This is a genomic window from Shivajiella indica (genome assembly GCF_042683085.1).
GTDB lineage: Bacteria > Bacteroidota > Bacteroidia > Cytophagales > Cyclobacteriaceae > Shivajiella > Shivajiella indica.
In genome coordinates this window covers 640015-666532 of the sequence record NZ_JBHUIV010000010.1, presented here as the reverse complement: position 1 = coordinate 666532, position 26518 = coordinate 640015, and the positions used below count along the sequence as shown (strand labels likewise).

Below are 26518 nucleotides of genomic sequence, written 5' to 3'. Positions count from 1 at the left end.
TCCACTTTAAATAAAAAGTCCATCATGTCAAACTTTCTCCTTAGCCTGAAATTGAATTATCAGGAGTCCCTTTACTCCATTTTTCAAGGATTGGTTGGGTTGAATTTTTGTTCCAATCATGAAAACCGGAACTGTTACGATTAAAAATAATTAATTATTCTGGTATATAAAAAAAGCTGCTCTTGAAAAAAAAGCAGCTTTTTTCAACTAAACTTCAATTAAAAGGTCAGTACCACCTCATTTGAACATTGATTTGTCCCTGAAATACAGATCTTATAAGTTCTAGGAGCTAAATTTCTTCCAGAAATGAATCGAAACCAATATCCATCGCCTATTAAGTATCCATCATCTGTTGAGGTTATTTTCAATCCATTCTCATAAATATCCACTGTCCCACTTTCATTTTTAATGGGTTGCCAATTAAGAAGAATTTGATATTCATTTCTTTTCATTGGACTGACTAATCCAGTTAAATCCATTACATGATTTACCCGATTAGGGTCAATACTTCCAGCTCCATCCATGCTCATTCCACTATACAGCAAATGATTATTTACCGAATTAGAATAGCTTACCACATTCTTGGTAGAGGTGTTTTTGAGAAATTGATATACTTCAGCTGGTGAAGCCATAGGATTATTTTCCAAAAATTTAGCGGCCACACCAGCAGCCACTCCAGCTGCAACAAAATTGGGATTCATATTAAATCCATCTCTCCAAATCTCTACGTATGCCCCATTTGCGTCGAACCAATCGGTGGTCGTGGTAAACAAGTCTATGCAATCACCATAATTACTTGATACTTGTTTTCTGTCCTCTATGGTGGCCAATCCCACAGTGAATATGTAGGGTTTATAAGAACTTCCCCAGGTACAAGCATTTTCTTGCCAAGCTCCTGAACTTGATATTAGGGAAAAACCTGCATTATACAAGTTCTCAATTACTGTAAAATATGCTGTATTTTCCAAAGGCCCAACTAGCCCTACTAGAACAATACCAGGCCTCTGACCATTTGCCAAAATCCAATCATATCCAGCTAATAAGGAAGACAAGTAACCTGTTTCATCACAACAAGAATCATTTGTCCTAACTCCTACCAAATTCACTCCTTTGGCAGGGCCATAGGTTGTTCCCCCGACATTCAATGCTACATTAGTTGTGGATCCATTAAGTTCCTCCCCTTCACCTATCAAATCAATAGTGACTGCCCTATTCTCAAACTCTTCTGGCATATCCCAAATTCCTCCAACAGGAATATAGGCTGTTACCCCGCTACCTGTCTCATTGTAGGTGTAAGTACCGCTGAATGGTAATTGGCGTTGATCTATTCTATCCAGATATTTGGGAGCATCAATTTGAATAGTCCCCCCAGTTCCTGGATCGGAAGGTTCGCCACCATCATCACCTCCTCCATCATCACCAGGTTGATCTTTTCCAGGAGGAGTTTTTCTTTGATTGTAGGATTCCAATATATAATTGTCTGGTTCAATAGATTTCACTTTAGGATCACTGCTCAATCCCCTAAATTCTTCATCAGTAAGTTCCAAGGTAAATCCGGTAATGGCATGTCCGTATACGGCCTTAATTTTATCATATTCAACATCATATTTTATTAAGATGTCCTGAGCCATTTTCCTCATTCCAGCCTGTACATCCTCATACTTATCTGATTTTCGGAAATTGATCTCATTGCTGTGTAAAGTGACTATGTACCTTCCCGGCACCACATTTGACAATGAATTGTCCGATTGCGATAAATCATTCAATTTTTGGTCTTCCATATTTATATCCTGACAGGAAAAGACCATTAAAACCACCAATACCCCCCATATGGGTAATGTTTTTTTTAGCTGAAAATTTTTTAATGCAGACATTACATAAAAGGTTTAAGTTTAAAATAAGGTTCTAATTCCATAAGACCTAGAATTGGTCTTTTGAAAATAATTAGATTTCAAAAGAAATTTACTTTGATTATAATTACTTGTCAATCACCTTTTTTGGGGGGGACTGGCCGTTTAGAAAATGTCCCTTTGGACATTTTTAGGCCAGGGCCAGCCTGCAAGGTTGGATAAATAATGTAGAATGAAGAATTAAATGAAAAACTGATTATCAATCCAAAATAATCCGCTCGGCCAGGACCTTGGCTATGGCTTCCTTTCCGCAATTGACATGCAGTTTGGTATATATGTTTTTCAGATGGGCCTTGCAGGTATCATAAGCGATAAACAACTCTGCTGCGATGTATTTGATGCTATATCCTTTGATCAATAGCTTCAATACCTCGATTTCCCTTGGTGTCAAATTGTACTTTAGGGCATTGTTTTGGGACTGATGAAATGATTGCAATACCTTTTTGGCTATAGTTGGGGATAATGGCGCCCCTCCTTTTCTTACCTCTTCTAAGGCCTGGAATAATACACTTGGTGAAGTCTTTTTAAGGATATAGCCATCTGCCCCTGCACAAAGGCTGCGGAATATTTTGTCATCATCCTCAAACTGGGTATACATGACGATAGAAATTTCCGGTTTGGTTTCCTTGATGTCCGGAATAACTGAAATACCATCCTTTCCGGGCATATCAATATCCAAAATCACCATATCAGGATCTAAAGCTTTTACTTGTTTTGCCGCCTGCAGGACATTGGGAAAATCTCCGACCATTTGGTATTCTTCACTGCTCCCCAGCAGCACCACCAAGGATTTCCTGAGGTTTTCATTATCTTCAAAAATAACCAGTTTGGTGTTCATATTTCAATTAAGCTATTCTAAACAGAAATTACAATACCCTAAAAGGGGGGGATGAAACACGAATTTGAAAGATTTCTAAGTGGTTAATCCCTAAAGGGATTTATGCCATGACCAACTGACAACAATGACAACAATGACAACCAAAAAAATAACATCCCTATTCCCCCAGCCACTACTCACCCCCTATCCAACTCCTCTTTCAGTAAAAAAACAATCCCGGCAAGGCTGTGTACACCGAATTTGCGGTAAATATTTTTTCTGTGGGTTTTGACAGTCATTGGGCTTAAATGAAGTTCCTGGGCTATTTCTTTGTTTTTCTTTTGATCCAATAGCATATCTAGAATTTTAACTTCTGACCTGGAAATTTCAAATTTCTTGCATAATTTCTTGATGGTCAGATCTACCCGATCAAAAGAACCTAAACTTTTTCCTTCCTCGGGGAAATAAAAATCTCCATTCAATACCTCTTTTACAGCCAGCAACATTTTTTTCAGGGAACTATCCTTTGCTATAAATCCATGTGCTCCAAGTTTTCTTGTCAAAAATATATTGGTTTCCGAAGGTTGCATACTGGTTACTAAAATTTTCATTCCTGGTCTTTCTTCCTGCACGTATTCCAAAAATTCAAGACCATTCATTTGGGGCATATAAAGATCCAGGAGAATCATGTCTGGATTTTCTCCTGCTTTTAAATAGTTCAACGCATCTTCCCCGTTTCCAAAACTTGCTTTAACCTCTAGGTTTAAGTTGCTCTCCAATATCCGCCTGATGCCATCGCTGAAAATTTCATTGTCTTCTACGATGATGATTCGGGCTTTTGTGAAATTACTACTCATTTTTCTTCTATTTCTAATGGAATGCAGATTAAAATTTTTGTTCCTAAAGGGCCACTGTTTATTTCGTGTTTTCCCTTAAGATAGGCTATCCTGTTTTCCAGATTTTTAAGTCCCATTCCTCTATTTACTTCTTTAATTTTTTTATAATCAAATCCCTTTCCGTTATCTGACATGATTACTTTAATTTCAGCGTCATTATAATCAAAATAGATTTTGATATCTGCTTTTGTGGCATTAGCATGTTTAATGGTTTTGTTAAGCATTTCTTTAATGATCCGAAATAAATTGGTTTTATAATGTCTTGGTAAAATGGGTAAATCACCTATTTGGTAATTAAAATCAAGTTTATCCTGCTTTTCCATCATGGCAAACAATTCCGAGATCATGGGTTTGAACCTCGTATGTTCTATGTCTGAAGGCATAAGCTCATGGGCGATAAACCGGATATCCTTTCCTGCCTTTTCAATGAGTTTTACCGTTTCAGCCAGGTTTTCCTGAACACTCCCGTCTATTCCGTTCAATTTAATTTCAGCATCTTCCACTTTTAGCCTTATCATAGCCATCAATGCACCTAGGTCATCATGGAGATCTTTTGCGATTTTTTGTCTCTCTTCTTCCTGGATCTTGAATTTTTCTTCCAAACGTCGTTTTTCATTTTCAGCAAGCTGGAGTATCAGAGAATCTTTTTCCTTTCTATCCTGATAGTTACGGAAACTAATTCCACCAGTAAAAGCAATGACATTGACCAATATTCCTACCACCATCCCGTTGGGATAGAATGGATTTAAGGAAGTCATCCCCTGACTGTTCAGGAAATAGATCGTCAATCCAATAACCAAAAATAGGTTGGCTACCAATATGTACCTGGTCAATTTTTGATTGAGTTGAAAAGCATTGGTGATGATCACCAAAACCACACAAATTATCCCTAAATAATGGGCAGTACGGTTAATGACATATTGAAGGGTGTAATTTTCTATAACGAAAAGACTGCCAACCAAAACCAAGCACCAGGTAATTGCAATGTAATACATGGACTTGCTCGTATTGAACAAGATAGGTTTATAGGTTTTGGTTTCCAGAAAAATCAGGTTGAAACGTAGGAATAAAGCACAGGTCAACAATCCGAAAAGCGGAATCCCTATCTGTGACAATTGATGAAAATAGCTGCCGTAAAACCAATCATAAGCATATCCATCTTCCTCTAAAATCAAAAAAAGACAGGCGAGAACATATCCTATAAAAATAATGTAAATCCTTTCTTTATGATAAAAAAATAGCAAAAGCGCAAACAGAGAGGCAAAAAACAAAGTGGTACTGATTCCTCCATATAATGCTGCTCTATTGACCTCAAATTCCCAATAGGAGTCAGAATTATCCAGAAAAAAGGGCATGTAGATATTTCTCCCCCTGGCATCAGTCTCCAACAATAAAATGACTTTTTCTCTTGGGGCAAGAATCACCCTGAATGAATTCAGTCTGCTGTCCATATCTCTGACCTTACTGGGTATATCATAGCCGCTCACCAAAATCTGACCTATTTTCCCGGATTCATTTAATAAATATAAATTGGCCTTTTTAAGCGCTGAACTTGCAGCACTAAAAATCACTGTGTTTTCCTGATCCAGTTGGTTTTCCAATGCCATAGCAAACCACCAAATGGATTTATTGAAGCCTTTGTTGAATAGATAAGGATGATCCAATAGTTGGAAAGCATCATTGGATAAAGACTCTATGGCCCAGTCAATGCCCGAGTTTTGTGGGTCTTCAAGGGAAAAAAAATATCCCTCAAGTTCGTAATCTTCTCTATTTTCGATCTGAATAAATGGCAGGTCAAAGGTAAAGGAATTTGCATCCCAAGGAATTATAATTAATAGGGCCAAAATCAAAAAGCAACCTGAATTTTTCATGGGTTTCTCATTGTTCTAAAAATATGGTACCAATGGTTTATAAAAAATACCCTGTACAGGGTATTTTTTGGTATTTCGAACAAATAACTGGTTGAAAAAATCAGTATTTGGTGTTTTTTATTACGGATTTCCTGATTTTTTGATAGATAATATATGGTGAGAGATTAGAAAGGATTAAGCTAAGGGAAAAGTAAAATCAGCCAAGGCTAAAGTAAAAAGAAAAAGACTCAAGAGTGTAAAATCCTGAAAATTGAAAGATAAATTTTCACCCCCTAACCTTTCCTATCTTTTTCCAATTCTTCTTTCAAAATAATGAGAATACCGGCAAGGTTTTGAACCCCGAATTTACGGTAAATGTTTTTCCTGTGGTTTTTTACTGTTAAGGGACTTAAATACAGCTCATGGGCAATTTCTTTGTTATTCTTCCTATCCAATATTAAATTCATAATTTTAATCTCGGAACGAGAAAGTTCAAACCGCTTGCATAAATTCTTGATCACCTCCTCCATTATGTCCAAGGATCCCCCCAAACTTTTCCCTTCCTCCGGGAAATAAAAATCCCCTTGAAGTACCTCTTTAACTGCTATCAACATGTCTTTCAAATTACTATCCTTTCCGATGAAACCCTTTGCTCCAAGTTTTCTTGTAAGAAATATTTTGGCGTCTGATTGCTGATTACTGGTTGCTAAAATTTTCAAACCAGGCTTCTCCTCTTGTAATAGCTCCATAAATTCCAAACTGTCCATTTGAGTTAAATTGAGGTCTAAAAGTATAAGATCTGCTTGCCCCACTTCCTTGAAATAATTTAAAACATTTTCCCCATTTAAAAACCGATATCTAACTTCCACATCCAAATTGTTTTCCAGAATAAGTTTGATACCTTCTGCGAAAATTTCATGCTCATCAAGTACCAATATTGTTGATTTGCTTTTGTCGTTGTTCATAATCCTATTTATAAAAATCAAAAAAAGCTAAAACCATAGTTCTGTTTGGTCAAGTTTTTATTCTGTTATTATTCCATTATTTTTTTTACATTAAAACCTTACTTTTCTTGGTTTTAAATAGTCAATCCCTTTTAGAAGTAACCCTAATCAGATTGACCTGAAGTAGTCTTTGTTATTTTGAATTTAAGAGAGTCATTTGTCCTAAAAAATAAAAGGAAAATTGCGTAAATCAGGTTTGTTACATATTGTTACATATTATAGTCGGATTGAAAAAACGAGTGGGGAAATTGGGAAACCTTAAAAAGGCAGAAGTCGGAAGGCGGATTTCGGAATTGGTAATTTGGAGAATTGATTTTTACCACATAGTCACATAGACCACATAGTTTTTAATTTTAGAAGTACATTATTTGAGGCAAATCCATTCTATTTGAACTTTGTTTATGTGTGGTAAAAAAATTGTCAAAATAAGTCCAATCTTTTCTATGGAATAAAAGGAAAATCGGTATCCAAATCAATTTCTGATTGATGGCTTTCATCCATCTCAAACTTTTTGAAAAATCGGAGTAATTCTTCCTCAATAATCTGAAGACCTGCCTGATCGTCCTGATTAAATCTCAGTTTCCTTTTCACCACCAGGTTAAAAATAGGTACACCCAATCTGCTTATCGGAAATACAGGTTCATCGTAATTAGGATTTTTTTCATTCAATAGCAATTGCAGCCCCTGTTCAGTAAGTACAATAAACACAATCCTTGCATCTCCCTTTACACTGAAGCATTCCACCGATTTTGCATCCCAGAATAAATATGGTTTGTCAAAAGATTTAAAAGTTACTTCCTCCTCTTCCAGGTGACTTTTACCTACAAAAAACTCAAAGGGTTTTCCCAGAGGTACAGCCAAAGAAACACCGCTCTCGTAGGTTTTGACTACAATCTCATGGTTTTCGTCCTCTGCATTTACTAAAAAATACCCCGACACAAAAGAAGACAGTTTGGTGTTCGGAAGCAATACATCAGTATACATTCACTAAGGGCTGTTAGAAATAGAAAACAATATTAAGAATTTTAAGCAAGTTAAAAATAAATTCAGGTATGAAAAATACCCTAAAGAGGGTATTTTTTTCTTATTTTATTGAATAAGCTCCATATTAATCAGCACTGCTACAAATATTAAGTTAAATTAAGATTTTTTAATTAAACTTTATTTGCGATTGTGGGTTAAGCTTAATTGGGTATTTTAGGTGCCATATTGCTTATTTTCACCAATGATTAAGCACACGCAAGGTAATTTTGTTCGAGAATATTTTCACTCCATCAATCTGTCTCTTGGGTTGATATTTTTCCTCTTCTTTTCCTGTGATTTACCAAAAAGGGAAACGCTTACCTATTTTACAGAGAAGGCCCTTGGCCAATCTGTTGCCGAAGCTTGGACTACCACCGATTCCATTTATGTTTCAAATGGAAAATTCAATGCGGGAATTACACCCTATGCCTGGTGGATCCGAACCAGCATTTCCAACCCTAACCCCTTTCCCAAACAATACGTTTTATTGCTCAATAATCCCCATATCAATCAATTGGAAATTTTTTTTAATGGAGAAGACAAAGCCAGGTATATAACAGGAGATTATTTCCCTTTTGAACAAAGACCATTTTTGGATAGAGGCCTGGTGGTACCTTTGGATTTGAAACCCAAAAGTACCATAGAACTATTACTTTTAGCCGACAAAAGGGGAGAGACATTCCTGATTGAACCCCAGTTGGTAGACATTAATTCTTTTTATGAGATACGGACCGGTGAAAACCTCATTATTGGCATTACCTCAGGCTGGATGTTAATGATACTGATCTTTACCTGTTTTTTTGCCTGGGAACTCAAGGATTCCACCGCCATATTCTATGCCTTATATATAGTTTCCCTCTTATTTTGGTTGATCAGTCATTGGGGACTGGGTTTCCAATATCTATGGCCTCAAAGTACGGTTTGGGCCAGTAATTCGCGACCTTTTTTTAATTTGATGACCAATGTCCTTTTTCTGGTTGTCGTTTTAAAGTTTTTTCCCCCCATAGGAAAAAGTAAATACCTTGGCTATGCTGTGTGGGCTATCATCATTTTGCAGATAATGCTGCTGATTAACTTTATGATGTCAGAACCCAGCAGCATTACAACACAGGATAAAATGATTTTCCTCTATTTGACAATTATAATTTCCATTGTTGTTACCTTTTTGATCCTCTACTATTTGTTCTTGCAATGGAAAGCTGAAGTGCCTTTTGTAGGCCTTTATTTAGCGGGTATAATGGTGCTTTTGTTTTTTAACGTGGTGATTCAATTGAATCAATCCGGTATTTCATTAGGCCTTCCTCAATTTCTTTTTAATTTCGGAAGTGCCTTTGGACTTATGGGTGAAACGGCATTCATCACCTTGGCGTTTGCGAGAAGAGCCGGAACTTATAAAAGGGAAAAAGAAAAACTGGCCATTGAAATCCTTCAGAAAGAAAAGAACATTGCCGATCAGATTATCAGGGTGCAGGAAGAGGAACGAAACAGACTTGGTAGAGATCTTCACGACAGTATCGGAGGGATGTTGGCCAGTATCCATATTCAGGCTGATAAAATTGCAGGCGAACATCCAAATGCCCAATCAGTTGGCAAATTAAAGGAAATGGTGGCCAACAGCATCCAGGAAGCTAGAAGCCTAAGCCATAACCTTACCCCACCCCATTTGGATGATCTTGGTTTGGAAAAAGTACTTCAGAACCATGTCAATATGATCAGTGAAAACCATCATCTGGCCGTAAATTATTATTATGATATTCCTATAGATTTACCAAAAGCATTGCAATTGATGGTTTACAGGATTTGTAGTGAATTGCTTCACAATGTGATCAAACACGCCCAGGCTTCAGAAGTCATGGTCCAATTGATACTCCAGGAAAGTAATTTGGAGATTATTGTGGAAGATAATGGAAAAGGCATGTCAGGAACAAGAAAAATAAATGGGATAGGTTTGAAAAACCTGCAGGATAGGGTTTCTTATCTTAAAGGTGAAATGCACATTGATTCAAATGCTGGAGGAACCACTGTGATAATAACCATCCCGGTAAAAAAAGATTGATTTATGAAGAAAAAAGTACGCATTTTACATATTGACGATCATTTGCTGTTTGTTCAAGGGGTATTTTCCCTAATCGGTGAAGAAGCTGGAATATCATGGTTGGGCAGTGCTTCAACAGTGCATGAGGGCTTGAAATTGGCCAAAAAGCTCAAACCAGAGGTAGTCTTACTCGATTATTTTCTTCCGGATGGAAATGGTCTGCAAGTAGCAAAGGAAATGATTGCTATGAATCCAAATGTTCATATCATCATGCTGAGTATGGAATCCAGTCCCCATGTTATAGACAAATGCAAGGAAGCAGGTGTAAAGGCATTTTTGCCCAAATCCATCGATAAAAATACTTTAATGGAAGTAATACTAGGAGCAACGGAAGGTAGAACCAGTTTTCCAGAGATTAATAAAAACAGTTTTGTCGCCAAGCCTTTGGAAAATAAATTGGATATCCTGAGCAAAAGGGAAAAAGAGATTGCTTTATTGATTTCCCAGGGATTTACTTCGGCCCAGATTTCAGAAAGATTATTTCTAAGTCCATTGACTGTCAATACACATAGGAGAAATCTGTTGAATAAACTGAAATTGAACAACACTGCCCAGCTATCCGCGGTGATTTCAATAGCTGTTATTGATGATGAAAAAAATAAAAAATAAAAGGCTGTCCCAGTACTCTAAGACAGCCTCAGCATTTGCATTCCGGATTATCTGGTTACCTTATCAACCTCTGCTTTTGCCTTCTTTGCCAATTTGTCAACTTCTGAACTGACATCGTTTACCTTTTTGGTCAAATTGTCAAAAAAGCTGTTCAGTTTTCCGGTAACTTCATCCAGGTATTCACCACTTTTTTTGGTGATTTTTTTTCTTGTATTTTCACCCTTATCAGGGGCAACCAATATGCCTATTTGTACACCTATTGCTGCACCTACTAAAGCGCCTAATATAAATTTTGTAGAACTCATCGTGATTTTGTTTAATAGTTAGAAATAAAATAAAGTTTTGGCGATTTACAGGTTGTTTTATCACCGTTTCTACTGGGAATATACTCAACAACCATACCATTTATACGTAAAAAATCAAAAATCTGTTCTACTTAATGTTACTTTTTATGACAATTGTTCTAACTGGATTGATAGGGTCATTACTGAAAATGGTTATATGTTTATGGTCAATGCCCCTACGTCCTTTGGGGTCAAATTCAATATCCAGACTGGCCCTTTCCCCAGGTCCAATCTCCGTCTGAGCGATACTCAAATCAATGCATGAACAATTTGAAGCCAACTTTCTGATCTGTAAATTTTCCTGTCCCAAATTGCTAATCATGACGCTCTTAGTAACTTTTCGACTGGAAGGAATTTCCCTGAAGTCAATATCCGATTCTGAAAGGCTTAATCTTGGCACTATCTTTTCCATGCTTTTTGGAACAGGCTTGAAATATTCATAGACTACAGACATCATGCGGATTGTTATCTTCTCCTCATCTAAAAAGCTTAAAGTAATGTGTTCATCAAAATAACCTAGATCTCCTTTTTTTTCACCATCATAGGAAATGACCAACAACCCCCTTTGGTCAGCCTGCAATGGTGAGGGATCCATATTGACCAGGAGATAATCCGGAAGAGATTCCTGATCGCTTGTTAATTCCATGGCTTCACTTCCAAAATTGTGGATTTCCACATGTTTGACCTTGGGTTCATTGGTAAAGACATTACCCATATTTACAGCAGATAGTCTGAATCCCAGGTTTCCGATTCTGTGGGGATAGGCCATTTCTTTATTTTCAGGTAAAGGCATATTGATGCCTTCCAGATACAAAGTGTCCCCATAAATATCTTCATTTGTCCTGACAATGATCACTTTTGAAAATTCACCTCCTCTATGGTCAGGATCAAAACGGACTTTAATGGAACCGATTTTATCCGTGGCAAGGGTGTCTTTGGTGTAATCAACAGTTGTACAGCCACAATCAGTCACCACATCCGTAAGGATGATATCTTCCCTGTTCAGGTTTAAACCATAAAACTCTGCTTCTACAGCCCCTTTTTCTTCCATAACCGCTCCTATATTGATGGTTTTCCTTTCCCAGGTCAATAATTTTCTGTCAAGTGTTTGTGCTTCAAGCTGTATGGACATCAGACCAAAGAAAATGATAAAGATGAGGAAGATTTTGCTTTTGTTCATACGGGCAAATAACGTGAAAAATCCAGCGAATTGTACCCTGATGTACATTGAATTATTTAATTTGCGCCAAATTTTAGAATAATGGCTAGAGTACTGACCGGTATACAAAGTTCCGGAAAACCCCATATGGGTAATATCCTTGGCGCAATTGTTCCCGCAATTGAATTGACCAAAAAAGAAGATAACGAATCCTTTATCTTCATAGCAGACCTGCATTCCCTGACTTCTATCAAAGATGGGAACCTGAGAAAGGAAAATACTTTGGCAGTTGCTGCGGCTTGGTTGGCCTTTGGCCTGGACATTGAAAAAACAGTTTTTTACCGCCAATCCATGATTCCGGAAGTCACTGAACTGACCTGGTATTTGAATTGCTTTACCCCCTACCCTATGTTGGCCAATGCCCATAGCTTTAAAGATAAATCTGATAGGCTCGCGGATGTGAATGCCGGTCTGTTTGTATATCCTGTCCTGATGGCTGCTGATATTCTTCTGTACAGCGCCAATATTGTACCGGTTGGAAAAGACCAGTTGCAACATCTGGAAATGGCCAGGGATATAGCCAGTTCTTTCAATCATAAAATGGAAGAGGATATTTTGACCGTGCCGGAAGCGAGAATTTCTGAAGACGTGATGATCATCCCGGGAACTGATGGGCAGAAAATGAGTAAATCGTATAACAATTACATTGATATTTTCCTTCCTGAAAAAGAGTTGAAAAAAAACATCAACAGTATTGTGACGGATTCTACACCCCTGGAGGAACCCAAAAATCCGGATACCTGCAATGTTTTCAAACTTTATTCCCTTGTGGCTACGGCAGATCAAACTGCTGCTTTACGCGAAAAATACCTGGCAGGTAATTTTGGATACGGCCATGCCAAAAAGGAATTTCTGGATTTGATTTTGGTAAAATATAAAGAAGAAAGAAAAGCTTTTGATTATTTCATGGCCAATCCTGCTGAATTGGAAACCAAACTTTCAGAAGGGGAAGCCAAAGCAAGAATTGTGGCCAGTGACATTTTGCAAAAAGTAAGGAAAAAATTGGGATTTGATTAATTTGTTGTCGTTGTTGTCAAGGTTGTTATTGTTTTTTTCAACCTTGACAACCTGACAACATTTTCTATTTCCTCCCTACCCACAGATCTTTCATAGATTTACCATTGATTTGAAGCACAAAGCGAGCAGGGTTGGGGACCAAAACCAAACGTACATCCATCTTGTCAAATTGCTCAGATTCCAAAGGCACCCCTTCCCTACCGATTACTTCATAGGTGACTTTTCCTGATGCATCAGGCATCATGGTGTGGTATTCATTGGCCAGATAAGCTGAAGGAAGTAAGACCTCATTGTCTGATTTGAGCTGATCGTAAATTTTTTCCAAAATAGACTCCAGTTCATCACCATATTCTTCATTGAAGTCATCTTCGAGGTCATGCATCTCTTCTTCTATATCATCATAAGCCTCATTATCATATGAAATTTTACTCAATGCAATTCTTTTTTCCACAATTGCAGTCAGATCCTCATCCAGTTTTTTGTAATCCATTGTTTATGTTTTATTGAAAGTTCAAATGGTTTGGGAAATTGTTCTACTGTAGAACGGTTTTCCAAACCGTTCAATTTTTGCTGGAGGTTTTAAGTAAAACCATCATCCAAACCGCTTCATTAATCACGAAGGTATTGAATATGATTTCAGATTCCAAAAATCATGAAATCATATACTTTTCAAAATCAAAGGACCTTTATTGGGTAAATAAGTGTACTGAACGAATTTCCCGGAAGTATCTTCCTGAAACTTAAGTTGTGACTCCTGTCCATCCTGAACTACAAATATTTTTTCCCAACCAAATGGTATATAAGTTTTTAATGTCAGTGCCTGATCATACCAATAAGGATCAAGTTCTGTGGTTAAATTGACTTTTATTGACTCTGATGAAACTTCCATATCAACCCGGGAAGCCATTCTCTGTCGCATATATTTAGTCACTTCTGCAAATGTTCCCACCCAAATATCCTGAGACTTGGAAGCAATATATTCAAAATAGGTCCTAATCCTTTCTTCCGGAATCGCTTCCCAACCTATTCCTTCAATACCGTGAAACACCAATACCAACCAGGTATCATCTCTGGTCAAAATATCATCTACCCAGGATTTCATCAATTCCGGACTGGTTTTGGAAAGTGGACCCCTCTGCCATTGGATATATTCTTTCCCAAAGTCTTTGGTAGGATCAAAGGAGGATGACCTATTGAACTCTTCCATATATGGTTCAGGCATCCTGTTTCTTGTTGCAGGAAACATTTCTAATGCATATTCCATCACCCGTTCATTTTCAGTCCCAAAGGGGCATTCAGCAGAAAAAAGGTATTTTTTCCCCAGTTCTCTTTCGATATCTTCAGCACACTTTTCCAACTCATAAATTAGGTTTTCTTCATCCAGAACAGCCAACCTAGGATGGGAAATGGTATGGACCCCAAACTCATGGCCATTCCCAGCGAATTTTCTCAATTCTTCCCAGCCTAACATTGGTCCGTCAATGATTTTCGGAGGAGTCAACCTGTTTACTCCCATTGCCCTTGCCTGGGCAAAACCTTCATCCAAAATGCGATATGCTTCTGTTTTTCTTCCCTGTTCATAAGCAGCACCGGACCTGTCATGAAAAGATACCGCATTGGGCATGTCCAAAAACCGGATCAATCCGGCCCTTTCAAAAATATTGGCCTGGCTTGTGGGGAAATATTCCGTTTCCGCAAGAATAATTTCAGGAGATCTTCCAATGAATTTGGCTTCATTTTTTTCACCGGGAATTTCCCCTGTATTGATATAGAAGGTCCCTCTCATGCCCAATTCTTCCATAATGGGTAAAGCCACTTTAAACTGATTCAGCGTACCATCATCATAAGTCATGGAAATGGCTGCCTTTTTACCATCAGGCCACTTGAGAATTTCGGTCTTGATTTGGAAAGTCTGCGTCTGGGAATATCCTTGCAATGCCCAAAAACAAAGGATAGGGATGAACAACTTTTTCATAATTGGAAATTAATCAATATAAAATAAACAGCATCAATTGTTTTTGATAATTGGTCACATTCCGCCTAAATTGTGGCCTTGATTATTTATGAAAAATATGCAGAATTATAAAAACCATGCCCGGTATTATCCTTTTCACCATTTTATAATCACCCCCTTGACTTTGGTTTATCTGGGTTGGACTATTAGCAATCTAGTACGTTCAATTAACTCGGGAGAAGTCATTTCTATACAGGTTTACCATCTCATTGGAGCGTTTATTCTGTTTTTACTTCCCTTGTTGGCCAGAATTTATGCGCTTAAAAACCAGGATAGGATAATCCGGTTGGAGATGAGACAGCGTTATTTTGAACTAACGGGAAAATCTTTTCAGGATAAAGAGAAAAAATTGAGATTATCGCAGATAATTGCTTTAAGATTTGCTTCAGATGAAGAACTCTTACCTTTAATGGAAAAGACAATTGAAGAGAAACTACGGGCAAAAAAAGTCAAACAATTGATCAAAAACTGGCAGGAGGACAGAAGGCGTGTTTAGATCAGGCATCCTTTTTTTTCTCTTTACCTTGTTGAGCAGCGCTGCTTTTTCTCAGGAAAGTATAGAAGAAATTGCTCAAAAGCTGGCTCAAGAACAATTGGATGCCTATAACAATAGAGATATTGAAGCTTTTGTTTTACCCTATGCGGAAGATGTAAAAGTATACAGGTTTCCAGATCAATTATTGTATCAAGGAAGGGACGAATTGTACGGTCTATATGGAAGAATGTTTGTAAGGACCCCGGATCTGCATTGTAAACTGGTGAACCGAATCGTACTGGGAAATACAGTGATTGACCAGGAAGAGGTCACTATACAAAAAGGTGAGCCGCCCATGCGCGCGATTGCCATTTATATAATCAAGGATGGTAAGATTGCAGAGGTTTATTTCATACAAGAAGAATGAAATTACAAATTAGCCAATTACCAATTACCAATTACCAATTAAGGAATGAACGATTATCGGTTTTTGTGTTTCTATAAAGGTTAAATGGTGAAAATGTAACTATAGTGAAACTTTGTTGACTTTTGTGGTTCGAAAAAATCCTTAATGAAAACCTTAATTCCTTAACTTTTGAATGGTTAAAAAGCTCCAAACTCCACAAATTATCATTTAACCAATTACCAACTTTCAGCAAATCCGTTATCCAGGATCCATAAAAAAGGGCTTTTGTGGCCCTTTGTGTCTTTGTGGGAAAAAAATATAGCCCGCAAAGATACAAAGTTCCACAAAGATCAATCACAAATTTTGGTGTCCTAAAAGGCTACGAGGGATCCATTTTTTTCGCTCTCTGCGAGAAAGTTTATTACCCGCAAAGAAATCCAAGGGTTTGAAATTAACAATTAGCAATTACCTAATAATCAATTCCTGATAGTTCTAAAACTATTACTACCAGTGCCCTCGAAGCACTTCAATACTATGGTTCATGGCCCGAAATTGATGGTAATTTCCTTTCCAGATATGGCCTTTATCCGCAGTTTTCAACTGGGGCTGTTTATCCAGTCCACCGGAATACCAATCTCCGTGCTCATGGTCAATCAGGTAATCCTGGATATATTGCCAATGTTTTTGAAACTTTCCAAAATAATCATTGGGATCTTCAGGGAAATAGGTGGACATGACCAGTAAAGCATTCATCCCTTCTGCTTGTGCCCACCAATTCTTGGAATCTTTGATCACTTCCGGTTCATCACTCCCCTTGAAATAATAACCCTCATCATAAAATCCCCCCACTTCATTGTCCCATCCGAATTGAAGGGCATGATCGATCATTTTTTTGCTTTGTTTAAGCGTTTTTTCATCATCCCCCCACCCAAGGACATGGGCGCTTTCTATCATTAAAAAGGCAGTTTCCACATCATGCCCATAGGAAACATGGTCCAGGCTTTTATGCCTAAGAATGGTTTCCCTGTCTTCCTCTTGAAAAGAAACAGGTGTCCAATCCGGATAGAAAAACAACACCAAATAGCCCTTTTCATGGGTAATGGTATCTCTGACCAATAACAGCATTTCCTCCAATCTTTCTTTCAAAAGTGGATCTTTCCATACCTGGTACAATTCCGTAAATGCTTCCAACAAATGGATGGAACTGTTTTGGTCTTTATATCCTAGGTCAGAGGTGGAAGGGGTATCGGAAGGCCGGACAATTGGATTTCCCTTCTGATCCATGTGCTGGAAATAACCTTTATAAATGGGGTCATGGCTATGTTCTTCCAACCAGTGGAAAGCCTTAATTGCCAAATCCAAACCAGCAGAATCCTTTGTGGCACCAAAGTAAGCAGCAAGGGAGTAAATAGCGAAACTTGTTCCATATGCCGTTTTTAACCCATCTCTTTCCAATAAAGCATTACCTGACCTATCCACTAATTGGAAGAAACCCCCATTTTCAATATCCCACATTTTATTCTTCAAAAATTCAAATCCATGTTTAGCGGCTTTTTGGTAATGTTCCACCTGAGGATATTTTACTGCTGCTTTGGAATTAGACCAAAGATGTCTGGATTGGGTCACAATCATCTTATCCTGTCTGCCTTCTTTCAGCTGAAAATCATAAGTGAAATTGCTGAAATACCCACCTGAATCCCAATCAACCGCTTTGGGGTACCAGGTTTCCAGTAAGTTTTCCTTCAGGGATTTTTCAAGTTCTTCGGCTATTTCCTGATAAGGATCTGTTTTAACTTCTTTGGTCTGACAGGATGATAGCCAAACCAATAGTAAAATGGGGATGATGGTTTTCATAGGCTTTGTTTTATGGTTTATCGTTTAAAATCAAATCTGATGCTTTCTCTCCGATCATAATGCATGCGGCATTGGTATTTCCGGAAATGATAGTGGGCATGATGGAAGCATCTGCAATTCTCAGCCCTTGTATTCCATGAACTTTGAGTTCCTCATCCACCACCGCCAATTCATCCTGACCCATTTTGCAGGTCCCTATAGGATGATATAAAGTTTCCAGACTTTTTTTAATATGGATTTCCAAACTGTTATCATCAAATTCCTTTGGAAAAGAAATGTTTTCCTTTATGTAATTCTTGAAAGATTTTGTTTCCAATACTTCTTTTGCCTTCAAAATTCCTTTTTTTAGAGTCTGCAGGTCATATGGGTCAGATAATAAATTGGGCTGGATCAATGGAGCATCCAAAGGATTGCCGCTTTTAAGGCCTATAAATCCTTTACTTTTTGGACGGATTAAAATAACCAAAATACCGAATCCGCTTTTTCTGGGATAGGTCTTTAAATCATAAATATCCGTACTGTAATCTTCTTTGACTGCCGAAGGGGCAAAATGAAACTGAAGGTCAGGTCTTTTTAACCCTTCTTCAGAATACAAAAATGCATTGGCAGTCAAGGGACTATTTCCCAAGGGTCCTTTTCTAAAAATCAAATGCTGTATTAAGGATGCAACCTGGTTCAGAGGTTTAAGGGTATCATTATTGGTAGGTACATTGGACCAAGCAGTTACTCCAGACCAAACATGGTCTACAAGGTTTTGGCCAACCCCAGGAAGGTGGTAGATGGTTTCAATGCCAAATTCCTTTAAATAGGATTGATTTCCCAAACCGGAAAGCATCATGATCTGTGGAGAATGAATAGCTCCTGCGCTTAGTATGATTTCCTTTCTGCAAAGAATCTGTTCTTTGATGCCATTTTTCCCTATGATTTCTACCCCTACTGCTTTTTTTTCCTGAATGATGATTTTGGAAACGAAACTGGAGGTTTTTACGATGAGATTTTCCCTATGCAAAACCGGTTTCAAAAATGCCGCAGCAGTACTATGTCTTTTGTTGTTTTTGATGGTGAACTGTAGCATGGAAGCTCCAAACTGTTCTTTACCATTATATTCTTCATTGTGTGGAATTCCCTTTTCAGCACAGGCATTAATGAAGACATGACCCAATGGATGCGGCTGTCTGGAATATGCCACATGTAAAGGACCATCTTTTCCATAAAAATCCCCTTGGAAATCTTCATTATGTTCTGATTTAATAAAATAAGGCAATACATCCTTATATGCCCAACCCTTATTGCCAAGCGCCGCCCATTCATCAAAATCTTCTCTGTTTCCTCTCACATAGGCCATGGCGTTGGTACTGCTGCTACCCCCTAAAACTTTTCCCCTCGGAATAAAAATCCTTCTGTTGTTTACCTTTTCCTGGGGTTCTGTCCAAAATGCCCAATCCACTTCAGAACGGTTCAATTGGGAATAGCCACCGGGAATATGTATCTCTAGCTTTTTATCCTTTTCACCGGCTTCTATTAGCAGAACTTTATTATTGGGATTTTCGGATAGCCTATTTGCTAAAACACAACCTGCGGAGCCTGCTCCGATGATGATGTAATCAAAAATCATAGGTAATTGGGTTTATTCAATCAAAAAATAATCATAAACTTTTTAATTTTTGTGCTTTGAGGCCAGAATTTGATAATTGGTTTACAAGTAAAACCCAAATACTTAGGTAAATGATTTGTTTTTTCCCACCAAGGCACCAAGAAACACAGAGATGGGTGTTTTTTATTTGTGGTACTTTGTGGTTTTGTGTGAAATTTTATTCAGACCTGAATTTTGGATCATAAAAAAAACTCCCATTAAAAAATTAAAGGGAGCTTCTAAAATTAGATAGAAAGTGAATTCAGATCATTTTGATTGAAATTAAGCCTGTTCCACTTTCTTTTCATGCATTTCCTTAATCTTTCTTCTCAGGATTTTGCCCACATTCGTTTTGGGCAATTCATCTGTAAAATAGACTTCTTTTGGCACCTTGTAATTGGTCAGTTCTTCCCTGCAATGGGAAATGATTTCTTCGGCAGTAAGAGATTTGTCCTTTGGTACAATGTAGGCTACAACTTTTTCGGTTGATTTCTCATCAGGCATTCCTATTACACCAGTTTCAAGAACTTTAGGGTGCATGGCTATGGCATTTTCCACTTCGTTCGGGTAAACGTTAAAACCTGAAACCAAAATCATTTCTTTTTTTCTATCCACTATTTTGATAAAACCGTCATCATCGATTACTGCAATATCACCGGTCTTGAACCATTCCCCATCCATCACCTTGGCAGTTTCATCAGGTCTGTTCCAATAACCTTTCATTACCTGAGGACCTTTGATGCAGAGTTCCCCCTTTTCCCCTGTTGGTAGGTCATTTCCATTATCATCTATCACCTTAACATCCGTGTTTGGCACAGGGATACCAATGGTTCCGATTCTTTCGGTACCATCTATAGGATTACAAACTGCAACAGGAGAGGTTTCTGTTAATCCAAAACCTTCTGCCAGGGGAACTCCTGTTATCTTCTGCCATTTTTCAGCCGTGGCTTTTTGTACTGCCATCCCTCCTCCTACCGAAACCTTCAATGAGCTGAAGTCCAGTTTTGAAAACTCAGGATTATTCATCAAGCCATTAAATAGGGTGTTTACCCCTGTAAATAAAGTAAATTTATGTTTGCTTAATTCTTTGATAAAACCAGGGATATCCCTTGGGTTGGTAATCAATACATTATGGGCTCCAATTTTCATCATTGCCAAACAATTGACTGTTAAAGCAAAGATGTGATATAATGGTAAAGCGGTAATGACTACTTCCTCTTTCTCTACCAACTTTGGTTTCATCCAAGCAGAAATCTGTTGCATGTTCGCCACAATATTCCCATGTGTCAATTCTGCTCCCTTAGAAACCCCTGTAGTTCCTCCGGTGTATTGTAAGAATGCAGTATCCTCCAATGTCAATTCCATTCTCTGGAAAGTGGAAGATGCTCCTTTAGACATCACAGTTTTCCAATTTACTGCCTTGGGCAAATTGTAAGAAGGAACCATCTTTTTCACATGTTTGACCACAAAATTGACGATCATTCCTTTGAGTCCCCCTAGCATATCACCCAATTCAGTCACAATGACGTGTTTTGCTTTGATTTCATGTCTGATTTTCTCCAGGTTACTCGCAAAGTTGGCCATGATAACGATGACTGAGGCTCCAGAATCCTCAAATTGATGCTTCATTTCCCTTGGGGTATATAAAGGATTGGCGTTCACTACCACCATCCCTGCTCTTAAAGTTCCAAATAAAGCGACAGGATATTGAAGGCAGTTGGGCATCTGTATGGCTACTTTGTCCCCTTTTTTCAATTTCAGGTCATTTTGAAGGTAAGCGGCAAAATTTTTGGACAATTGATCCACCTCATTGAATGTCAGTTTTTTACCCATACATTCATAGGCAATAGCATCGCCAAATTTTTTTACACTTTCTTCAAATAAGTTGACAACAGAGCTGTAGGCGGTTACATTAACCTCTGGATCTACCCCTTCCGGGTAAAATTTAAACCATGGAAAATTATGCATAAACTTTTCAGTATTTTGGGTTGACAAACAGTTTTCATTTAAATGTTGACTAATATAAAGGAATAATGTTTGTTTCTAAAAATAAAACTATTTTTCAAGGTTTCAATGCGGTATTTATCCCAGTAATTTTCTTGCAATCAACTCCTTCATAATTTCATTGGTACCAGCATAAATTCTTTGTACCCTTGCATCCGCAAATGCCCTGGCAACCGGAAAATCCCACATGTAACCATATCCCCCATGTAATTGAACACATTCATCTGAAACAGCACATTGAAGTTCCGTCAACAAGTATTTCGCAGAAGAGGCCATAGCCGAGTCAACTTTTTTATCATTGTGCAACATGACCAATTGATCGGCGTATATTCTTCCCTGTTCCAATTTTGCCCCCATCTCTGCCAATTTGAACCTGGTATTCTGAAATTCTGAAATGCTCCTTCCAAATGCCTTTCTTCCTTTGACATACTCCACGGTAGAAATGAACGCAGATTCTGCCAGGGCTATGGCAGCCAATCCTACAATCAACCTTTCCTGTGCCAATTCAGTCATTAAATATTTAAATCCTTCCCCTTCTTTTCCCAAAAGATTTTCTTTAGGCACTTTGACATCCTCAAAAAACAGTTCACAGGTATCTTGGGCATGCAATCCCACTTTTTCAAATGGAATACCTTTGGAAAAGCCTTCCATGTCTTTGTCCACAATGAAAAGGCTGATACCTTTTGCCCCTTGATTGGGATCTGTTTTGGCGGCAACTACCACCACATCAGAAAGGTAACCATTGGTAATAAAGGTTTTAGAACCATTGATCAGGTAGTGATCGCCCTTATCCACTGCAGTAGACCGGATAGCCTGAAGGTCACTTCCTGCTCCAGGTTCTGTCATGGCTATAGCAGAGACAAAATCTCCAGAAACCATACCGGGAATATATTTGGATTTGGCTTTTTCAGTTCCGTAATGCAAAATATAAGGAAAGACAATGTCACTGTGCAATGGATAACCTATCGCAGGTCCGGAACAACCCGATAATCCCAACTCTTCGATAAAAATGGCATTGTATCTGAAATCCTTAATGTCCATCCCCCCGAACTTTTCCGGTGCCTGTAAACATAAAAAACCATTTTCTCCTAATTTCTTCCAGGAATCCCTGGAAACCATTTTATTTTTCTCCCATTCTGCATTGTAAGGTGTGATTTCCTTTGCTATAAAATCCTTAACAGATTGTCGGAATAAATCATGTTCTTCATTGAAAATAGTTCTTCTGACCGTATACATCGTAATATCTGGGTTTATTGAAATTCGAAATTAAATCCTGAAATTAATAGAAAACATATCTTTTTATGTTATAAAATTAATAAAATTATCCGTATTGACCACCAATTATTTGGAAGTCATTACAGTTAAGTCTAGAAAATAAAAAGGAGCCATTAGGCCCCCTTTTTATTTTAGATTTTTATTAATTCCAAGGTTTCCTGGGAAGTTTTTCATCCCTTTGTGCGGTGTTGTAAACCAAAGCAGCTATGATGACCGCTGCTTGGGTCATATCCGAAAGCTGCATCCTCTCATAGACATCCATATTGGTATGGTAACCTTTTCCATAATCTATAGGATCTTGTATAAACTGAAATCCCGGAACACCTACCGCATCAAATGCCACATGGTCTGTGGAACCAGTATTTCTTCTGGTTATAGTATTTGCCCCGAGTTCATGAAATGGTTCGAACCACTTTTCAAAAACCGGAACTACCATATCATTACCTTCCAGGTAAATACCCCTAATTTTTCCGGAACCATTGTCCAAGTTATAATAGGCTGAAATTTTATCCCATTCTCCTTTTTTTTCTTTGGTATTCCTGTCGGCAACATATTGCTGAACGTAACCTCTGGATCCATAAAGTCCCTGCTCTTCTTCACCCCAAAGTGCAATACGGATCGTTCTTCTTGGTTGCACTCCTATCGCTTTCAGAATTCTGATGGCTTCCATCATGACTGCAACTCCAGCTGCATTGTCATTTCCACCTGTTCCGGCATGCCAACTGTCCAAATGGGCACCTAACATCACCAATTCAGGTTTCATGGTTTTGTCGGTACCAGGAATTTCGGCCAAAACATTATATCCTCTATAATCATCGTCCAACCATTCTACTTCCACCTCTGCCTCAATTTTTACAGGTTTACCGTTTTTTAATAACCTGTAAATCCTCCCATAATGTTCTGCTGCGATTTCCATCTCTGGGACAGTAGGATTTTTTTCAGTACTATATGATCCTGCTCTTGTATGGAAAACTGTTCCAAAACTTCCCCTTGTTCCAGTTATCCTAAGACCTACTCCTTCTTCCAGTAAGAATTGTGTCAATTTTTGATCCAAAGCCCTTTGCGCCCTTAATTGGGCGAGTAATTCGGGCGTATATCTTCCAACATTTCCACCTATAGTAATGGTTTTTCTTTCTTCCAGTTCTTCCTCCGACCATCGCTTTGCTTCTGCTTCAAAAGCCGGATTTACGGTGAGATTTGCAGGAGTCAGTACCACTTTTCCTTTCAATTGCCCTTTGTATTTATTAAAATCCTCTTCTGAATTTATCTCCAATAGCATAACTTCAGAATTAACCAATCCGTTTGTGCCATCTGTCCAAGCTTTTGGGTAACCTATGATCTGGGCATAATAAGGATCTTTCATGGCGATATAGGATTTTTTTACATTCCAGCCCCTACCGAACTCGCCATAGGAATCAATTCTTACATTACTCAAACCCCATTCTTTGAACTTATCAGCAGTCCAAGTCCTGGCATTTCTTAAATTGGTGGACCCGGAAAGTCTAGGACCTAAAAAATCGGTTAAGTGAAATGACAAATCCTGAATTTGGGAATTCCCAATTCCTTCGGATTTGATCTTATACATCATTTCAAGGTCTACCTTTTCTTGGGCCAGAACATTTCCGTACCAAAAGAAAAAGGCTAATGCTATGATAGTCAGTTGGTTTTTCATTTTTTATTCCTGTTGATAATTAATGATTTAATAATGTTCAAATTCATGGATAATAACCGATGGTCAAAAATGTCAAAAAAACTGAACTGATTTCAGCCATTGATGTAATTTTAAGCAGTTAAAAATTTAAAGTAAAATATGATATTACAGGAGCCTCTTGATAAAGAGCAGGAAAAATGGATAAGAAATCAAGAATTAATTCTAGCCAATGAGGAGATTTTAGATTATAGTAAGGCAGGTGAAGGTAACATGAATGTGGTGATCAGGGTAAGAACCAATCTCAAATCATTTATTTTAAAACAATCCAGACCCTTTGTAAATAGATACCCACAAGTTCCTGCTCCAAAAGAAAGGATTTTGACTGAAAGATTTTTTTATAGATCAATTTCCCATAACAGGTTACTGGCAGGGTTTTCTCCCAAAATGATTGATTTTTTTGAAAAACATTTGGTTTTGGTGTTGGAGGATTTGGGGAATACCTCAGATTTTACAAATATTTACCAAGATCCTTCTCTATTTTCTATGGGTGATGCTGCAAGTTTGATCTTGTTCTTAAAAAATCTTCATAGCATCAAAATCAAAGATTTTCCGGATAATTCAGCCATGAAATTTCTCAATCATGAGCACATTTTTATTTTTCCCTTTGTGGAGGAAAGTGGTTTTGACTTGGATCAATTACACCCCGGCTTGCAGAAAATAGCTGATTTTTATAAAAATATTGCAAGTTTGAAAAATGCAATTGAAGAATTGGGCCAAAGATACCTCGCCTCAGGTGAATATTTACTTCATGGTGATTTTTATCCAGGTAGCTGGATGAAGGTATCAGAAAATATTAAAATTTTAGATCCCGAATTTGCATTTCTAGGAGACAGGGAGTTTGATCTGGGGGTGATGTTCGCCCATCTTAAACTTGCAAAGGTTCCCCAAAACATGATTGATGAATCTTTACAACTTTACCAAGACAATAATATGCCACTGGATACCAAACTTCTTGATCAATATACAGGAGTTGAAATCCTAAGAAGATTGTTGGGCTTGGCGCAGTTACCGATTATACTAAGTTTGGAGGAAAAAGAAAGACTCTGTCAGGAAGCTTCATCCTTAATTTTATGAAAAGTACCTATATAAACTTAATTATTTTTCATGTTGTAATTTTCATATTGTTTTCCTGCAAAAAAGGTCCGGAAATAGTGGAACCATCTTATCAGGCACCTGAACTGAGCCTTTCTGAAGGAGAACTTTACGATAAAGTTTTGGGTATGTTGGTTGGTTCTGCTATTGGTGATGCCATGGGGGCCCCCACTGAAATGTGGAGTAGGGAAAATATCTACAGTGAATATGGTTTCGTTACGGATCTGGATACAATGATCAGAGAAGTATCCCCTGAAGGTATTTGGAAACCCAATTTACCGGCGGGAGGCACTACGGATGATACACGATGGAAAATTCTAACAGTAAATTATCTTTTTCAAGAGGATACTCATTCCCTCAAGTCCGATAATTTTGCCGCACATATCTTAAAGGTTTACCAGGAATACCTTCTGCATCTCAATTCAATTGACACCCTAGATGTTGAAGCTTATGAAAATGCACTTTTAAAGGTCAATTGGCTTAAAGAATGGGCCAAGGTTTCTAAGCCCTATATTGAAAAAGACCTTTATGGATTTGAAAAAAGACTATCTACATTTTATGGTGGCGAAATGGTTTGTGGGGGATTACTATATGGACCGGTAATAGGGGCATTTTTTCCGGAAGATCCACAAAAGGCTTATTCGGAAGCCCATAAGTTGGCCCTATATGATATTGGTTATGCCAAAGATATATCTGCTCTTTCTGCAGCTATGACTTCTGCTGCTATGTCCCAAACCAGTCAAAACACAGATTTGATTGAAGTTCTCAGGAATATTGATCCTGAAGATTATTATGGAAGCAGATTGGTTGGTAGGACTTCTTACCGGATACTCCAAACAGCTTTCCAAATTGTATCTGAATTTAAAGAAGAAAGGTCAGTTTCATCCCAAGAAGTCCATTTGGACTATGGAGAAATGAAATGGGATGAATCCAGCCTTAAACCCATATTCCTAAAACTGGACCTACATCTTCAGGATATGCCCTTTCATGCAGGGGAAATTTATCTACAGGTATTGACTGCCATGATTTTTGCTGATTTTGATTTTGAAAAAACCTTGATTTTTCTTGTAAATTACGGAAGGGACAACGATACGACTGCGGCTATTGCCGGTGCAATTTTAGGTGCTTATTATGGATTTGATAAATTGCCGGTATCCATGAAAAGACAGGTTTTGGAAGTAAATAAAAAAGAACTCAATATAGATTTGGAAAAAGCTGCCAAGGAATTGTCTCAAAAAATAATGAGCCGTTACCCATAAAAAAACCCGGG

At 37.9% G+C, this 26518-nt stretch carries 22 protein-coding genes; 7 read left to right on the top strand and 15 right to left on the bottom strand.

Features of this window, described 5'->3' with window-relative positions:
• Positions 1 to 218: 218 nt before the first annotated feature.
• The 6 genes from ACFSKV_RS06285 to ACFSKV_RS06260 form a co-directional block, all read right to left on the bottom strand.
• Entirely contained in the window at positions 219 to 1874 is a 1656-nt protein-coding gene (locus tag ACFSKV_RS06285) for a S8 family serine peptidase (RefSeq protein WP_380801070.1), read from the bottom strand.
• Positions 1875 to 2109: 235 nt separating this feature from the next.
• The gene (locus tag ACFSKV_RS06280; RefSeq protein WP_380801069.1) at positions 2110 to 2748 is read right to left on the bottom strand and encodes a response regulator; all 639 of its coding nucleotides are present in this window, start codon (positions 2746 to 2748) and stop codon (positions 2110 to 2112) included.
• Positions 2749 to 2924: 176 nt separating this feature from the next.
• Positions 2925 to 3584 carry a response regulator transcription factor gene (locus tag ACFSKV_RS06275; protein WP_380801068.1) on the bottom strand — a complete coding sequence of 220 codons (660 nt, stop codon included), beginning with the start codon at positions 3582 to 3584 and terminating at the stop codon, positions 2925 to 2927.
• Positions 3581 to 5494 (bottom strand): sensor histidine kinase, encoded by a 1914-nt coding sequence (locus tag ACFSKV_RS06270; protein ID WP_380801067.1) that lies wholly within the window; start codon positions 5492 to 5494, stop codon positions 3581 to 3583. Before ACFSKV_RS06270 ends, ACFSKV_RS06275 begins: the two co-directional genes overlap by 4 nt.
• A 272-nt stretch (positions 5495 to 5766) precedes the next feature.
• Positions 5767 to 6438 carry a response regulator gene (locus ACFSKV_RS06265; RefSeq protein ID WP_380801066.1) on the bottom strand — a complete coding sequence of 224 codons (672 nt, stop codon included), beginning with the start codon at positions 6436 to 6438 and terminating at the stop codon, positions 5767 to 5769.
• Positions 6439 to 6918: 480 nt separating this feature from the next.
• Positions 6919 to 7461 carry a hypothetical protein gene (locus tag ACFSKV_RS06260; RefSeq protein ID WP_380801065.1) on the bottom strand — a complete coding sequence of 181 codons (543 nt, stop codon included), beginning with the start codon at positions 7459 to 7461 and terminating at the stop codon, positions 6919 to 6921.
• Between the two features lie 241 nt (positions 7462 to 7702).
• Here ACFSKV_RS06260 and ACFSKV_RS06255 point away from each other — a divergent pair, with 241 nt between their 5' ends.
• Together ACFSKV_RS06255 and ACFSKV_RS06250 are read left to right on the top strand one after the other, a co-directional pair.
• Positions 7703 to 9556 carry a sensor histidine kinase gene (locus tag ACFSKV_RS06255; protein ID WP_380801064.1) on the top strand — a complete coding sequence of 618 codons (1854 nt, stop codon included), beginning with the start codon at positions 7703 to 7705 and terminating at the stop codon, positions 9554 to 9556.
• Between the two features lie 3 nt (positions 9557 to 9559).
• Positions 9560 to 10204, top strand: coding sequence for a response regulator transcription factor (locus tag ACFSKV_RS06250; RefSeq protein WP_380801063.1), 645 nt, complete (start codon positions 9560 to 9562; stop codon positions 10202 to 10204).
• A gap of 47 nt (positions 10205 to 10251) precedes the next feature.
• On the opposite strand, the gene ACFSKV_RS06245 is transcribed toward ACFSKV_RS06250, so the two are convergent.
• Both ACFSKV_RS06245 and ACFSKV_RS06240 read right to left on the bottom strand, forming a co-directional pair.
• On the bottom strand, positions 10252 to 10509 hold the full coding sequence (locus tag ACFSKV_RS06245) for a YtxH domain-containing protein (protein ID WP_380801062.1): 258 nt from the start codon (positions 10507 to 10509) through the stop codon (positions 10252 to 10254).
• 127 nt (positions 10510 to 10636) lie between these two features.
• A complete protein-coding gene (locus ACFSKV_RS06240; protein ID WP_380801061.1) occupies positions 10637 to 11776 on the bottom strand; it encodes a DUF1573 domain-containing protein in 1140 nt (379 codons plus the stop codon).
• Positions 11777 to 11809: 33 nt separating this feature from the next.
• Here ACFSKV_RS06240 and trpS point away from each other — a divergent pair, with 33 nt between their 5' ends.
• Positions 11810 to 12784: a tryptophan--tRNA ligase gene (gene trpS / locus ACFSKV_RS06235; RefSeq protein ID WP_380801060.1), complete on the top strand. Its 975-nt coding sequence runs from the start codon at positions 11810 to 11812 to the stop codon at positions 12782 to 12784.
• A gap of 64 nt (positions 12785 to 12848) precedes the next feature.
• On the opposite strand, the gene ACFSKV_RS06230 is transcribed toward trpS, so the two are convergent.
• Positions 12849 to 13274: a hypothetical protein gene (locus ACFSKV_RS06230; protein WP_380801059.1), complete on the bottom strand. Its 426-nt coding sequence runs from the start codon at positions 13272 to 13274 to the stop codon at positions 12849 to 12851.
• Between the two features lie 168 nt (positions 13275 to 13442).
• Positions 13443 to 14759, bottom strand: coding sequence for a polysaccharide deacetylase family protein (locus tag ACFSKV_RS06225; RefSeq protein WP_380801058.1), 1317 nt, complete (start codon positions 14757 to 14759; stop codon positions 13443 to 13445).
• 97 nt (positions 14760 to 14856) lie between these two features.
• Here ACFSKV_RS06225 and ACFSKV_RS06220 point away from each other — a divergent pair, with 97 nt between their 5' ends.
• Both ACFSKV_RS06220 and ACFSKV_RS06215 read left to right on the top strand, forming a co-directional pair.
• Positions 14857 to 15294: a DUF6526 family protein gene (locus tag ACFSKV_RS06220; RefSeq protein ID WP_380801057.1), complete on the top strand. Its 438-nt coding sequence runs from the start codon at positions 14857 to 14859 to the stop codon at positions 15292 to 15294.
• Complete coding sequence (locus ACFSKV_RS06215) at positions 15287 to 15700, top strand: nuclear transport factor 2 family protein (protein ID WP_380801056.1); 414 nt, start codon at positions 15287 to 15289, stop codon at positions 15698 to 15700. Before ACFSKV_RS06220 ends, ACFSKV_RS06215 begins: the two co-directional genes overlap by 8 nt.
• A gap of 483 nt (positions 15701 to 16183) precedes the next feature.
• Here the strand turns inward: ACFSKV_RS06215 and ACFSKV_RS06210 are convergent, their stop codons facing one another.
• From ACFSKV_RS06210 to ACFSKV_RS06190, 5 genes are all read right to left on the bottom strand, one after another.
• Positions 16184 to 17533 carry an AGE family epimerase/isomerase gene (locus tag ACFSKV_RS06210; RefSeq protein ID WP_380801055.1) on the bottom strand — a complete coding sequence of 450 codons (1350 nt, stop codon included), beginning with the start codon at positions 17531 to 17533 and terminating at the stop codon, positions 16184 to 16186.
• 10 nt (positions 17534 to 17543) lie between these two features.
• A complete protein-coding gene (locus ACFSKV_RS06205; protein WP_380801053.1) occupies positions 17544 to 19148 on the bottom strand; it encodes a GMC family oxidoreductase in 1605 nt (534 codons plus the stop codon).
• 300 nt (positions 19149 to 19448) lie between these two features.
• Entirely contained in the window at positions 19449 to 21134 is a 1686-nt protein-coding gene (locus ACFSKV_RS06200; RefSeq protein ID WP_380801052.1) for an AMP-binding protein, read from the bottom strand.
• 114 nt (positions 21135 to 21248) lie between these two features.
• A complete protein-coding gene (locus tag ACFSKV_RS06195; protein WP_380801051.1) occupies positions 21249 to 22406 on the bottom strand; it encodes an acyl-CoA dehydrogenase family protein in 1158 nt (385 codons plus the stop codon).
• A gap of 181 nt (positions 22407 to 22587) precedes the next feature.
• Positions 22588 to 24117 (bottom strand): M20/M25/M40 family metallo-hydrolase, encoded by a 1530-nt coding sequence (locus tag ACFSKV_RS06190; protein ID WP_380801050.1) that lies wholly within the window; start codon positions 24115 to 24117, stop codon positions 22588 to 22590.
• Between the two features lie 138 nt (positions 24118 to 24255).
• Between ACFSKV_RS06190 and ACFSKV_RS06185 the strand changes: the two genes are divergently transcribed.
• Complete coding sequence (locus ACFSKV_RS06185) at positions 24256 to 25230, top strand: phosphotransferase (protein WP_380801049.1); 975 nt, start codon at positions 24256 to 24258, stop codon at positions 25228 to 25230.
• Positions 25227 to 26507, top strand: coding sequence for an ADP-ribosylglycohydrolase family protein (locus tag ACFSKV_RS06180; RefSeq protein ID WP_380801048.1), 1281 nt, complete (start codon positions 25227 to 25229; stop codon positions 26505 to 26507). The genes ACFSKV_RS06185 and ACFSKV_RS06180 overlap by 4 nt, the downstream gene beginning before the upstream one ends.
• Positions 26508 to 26518: the final 11 nt, after the last annotated feature.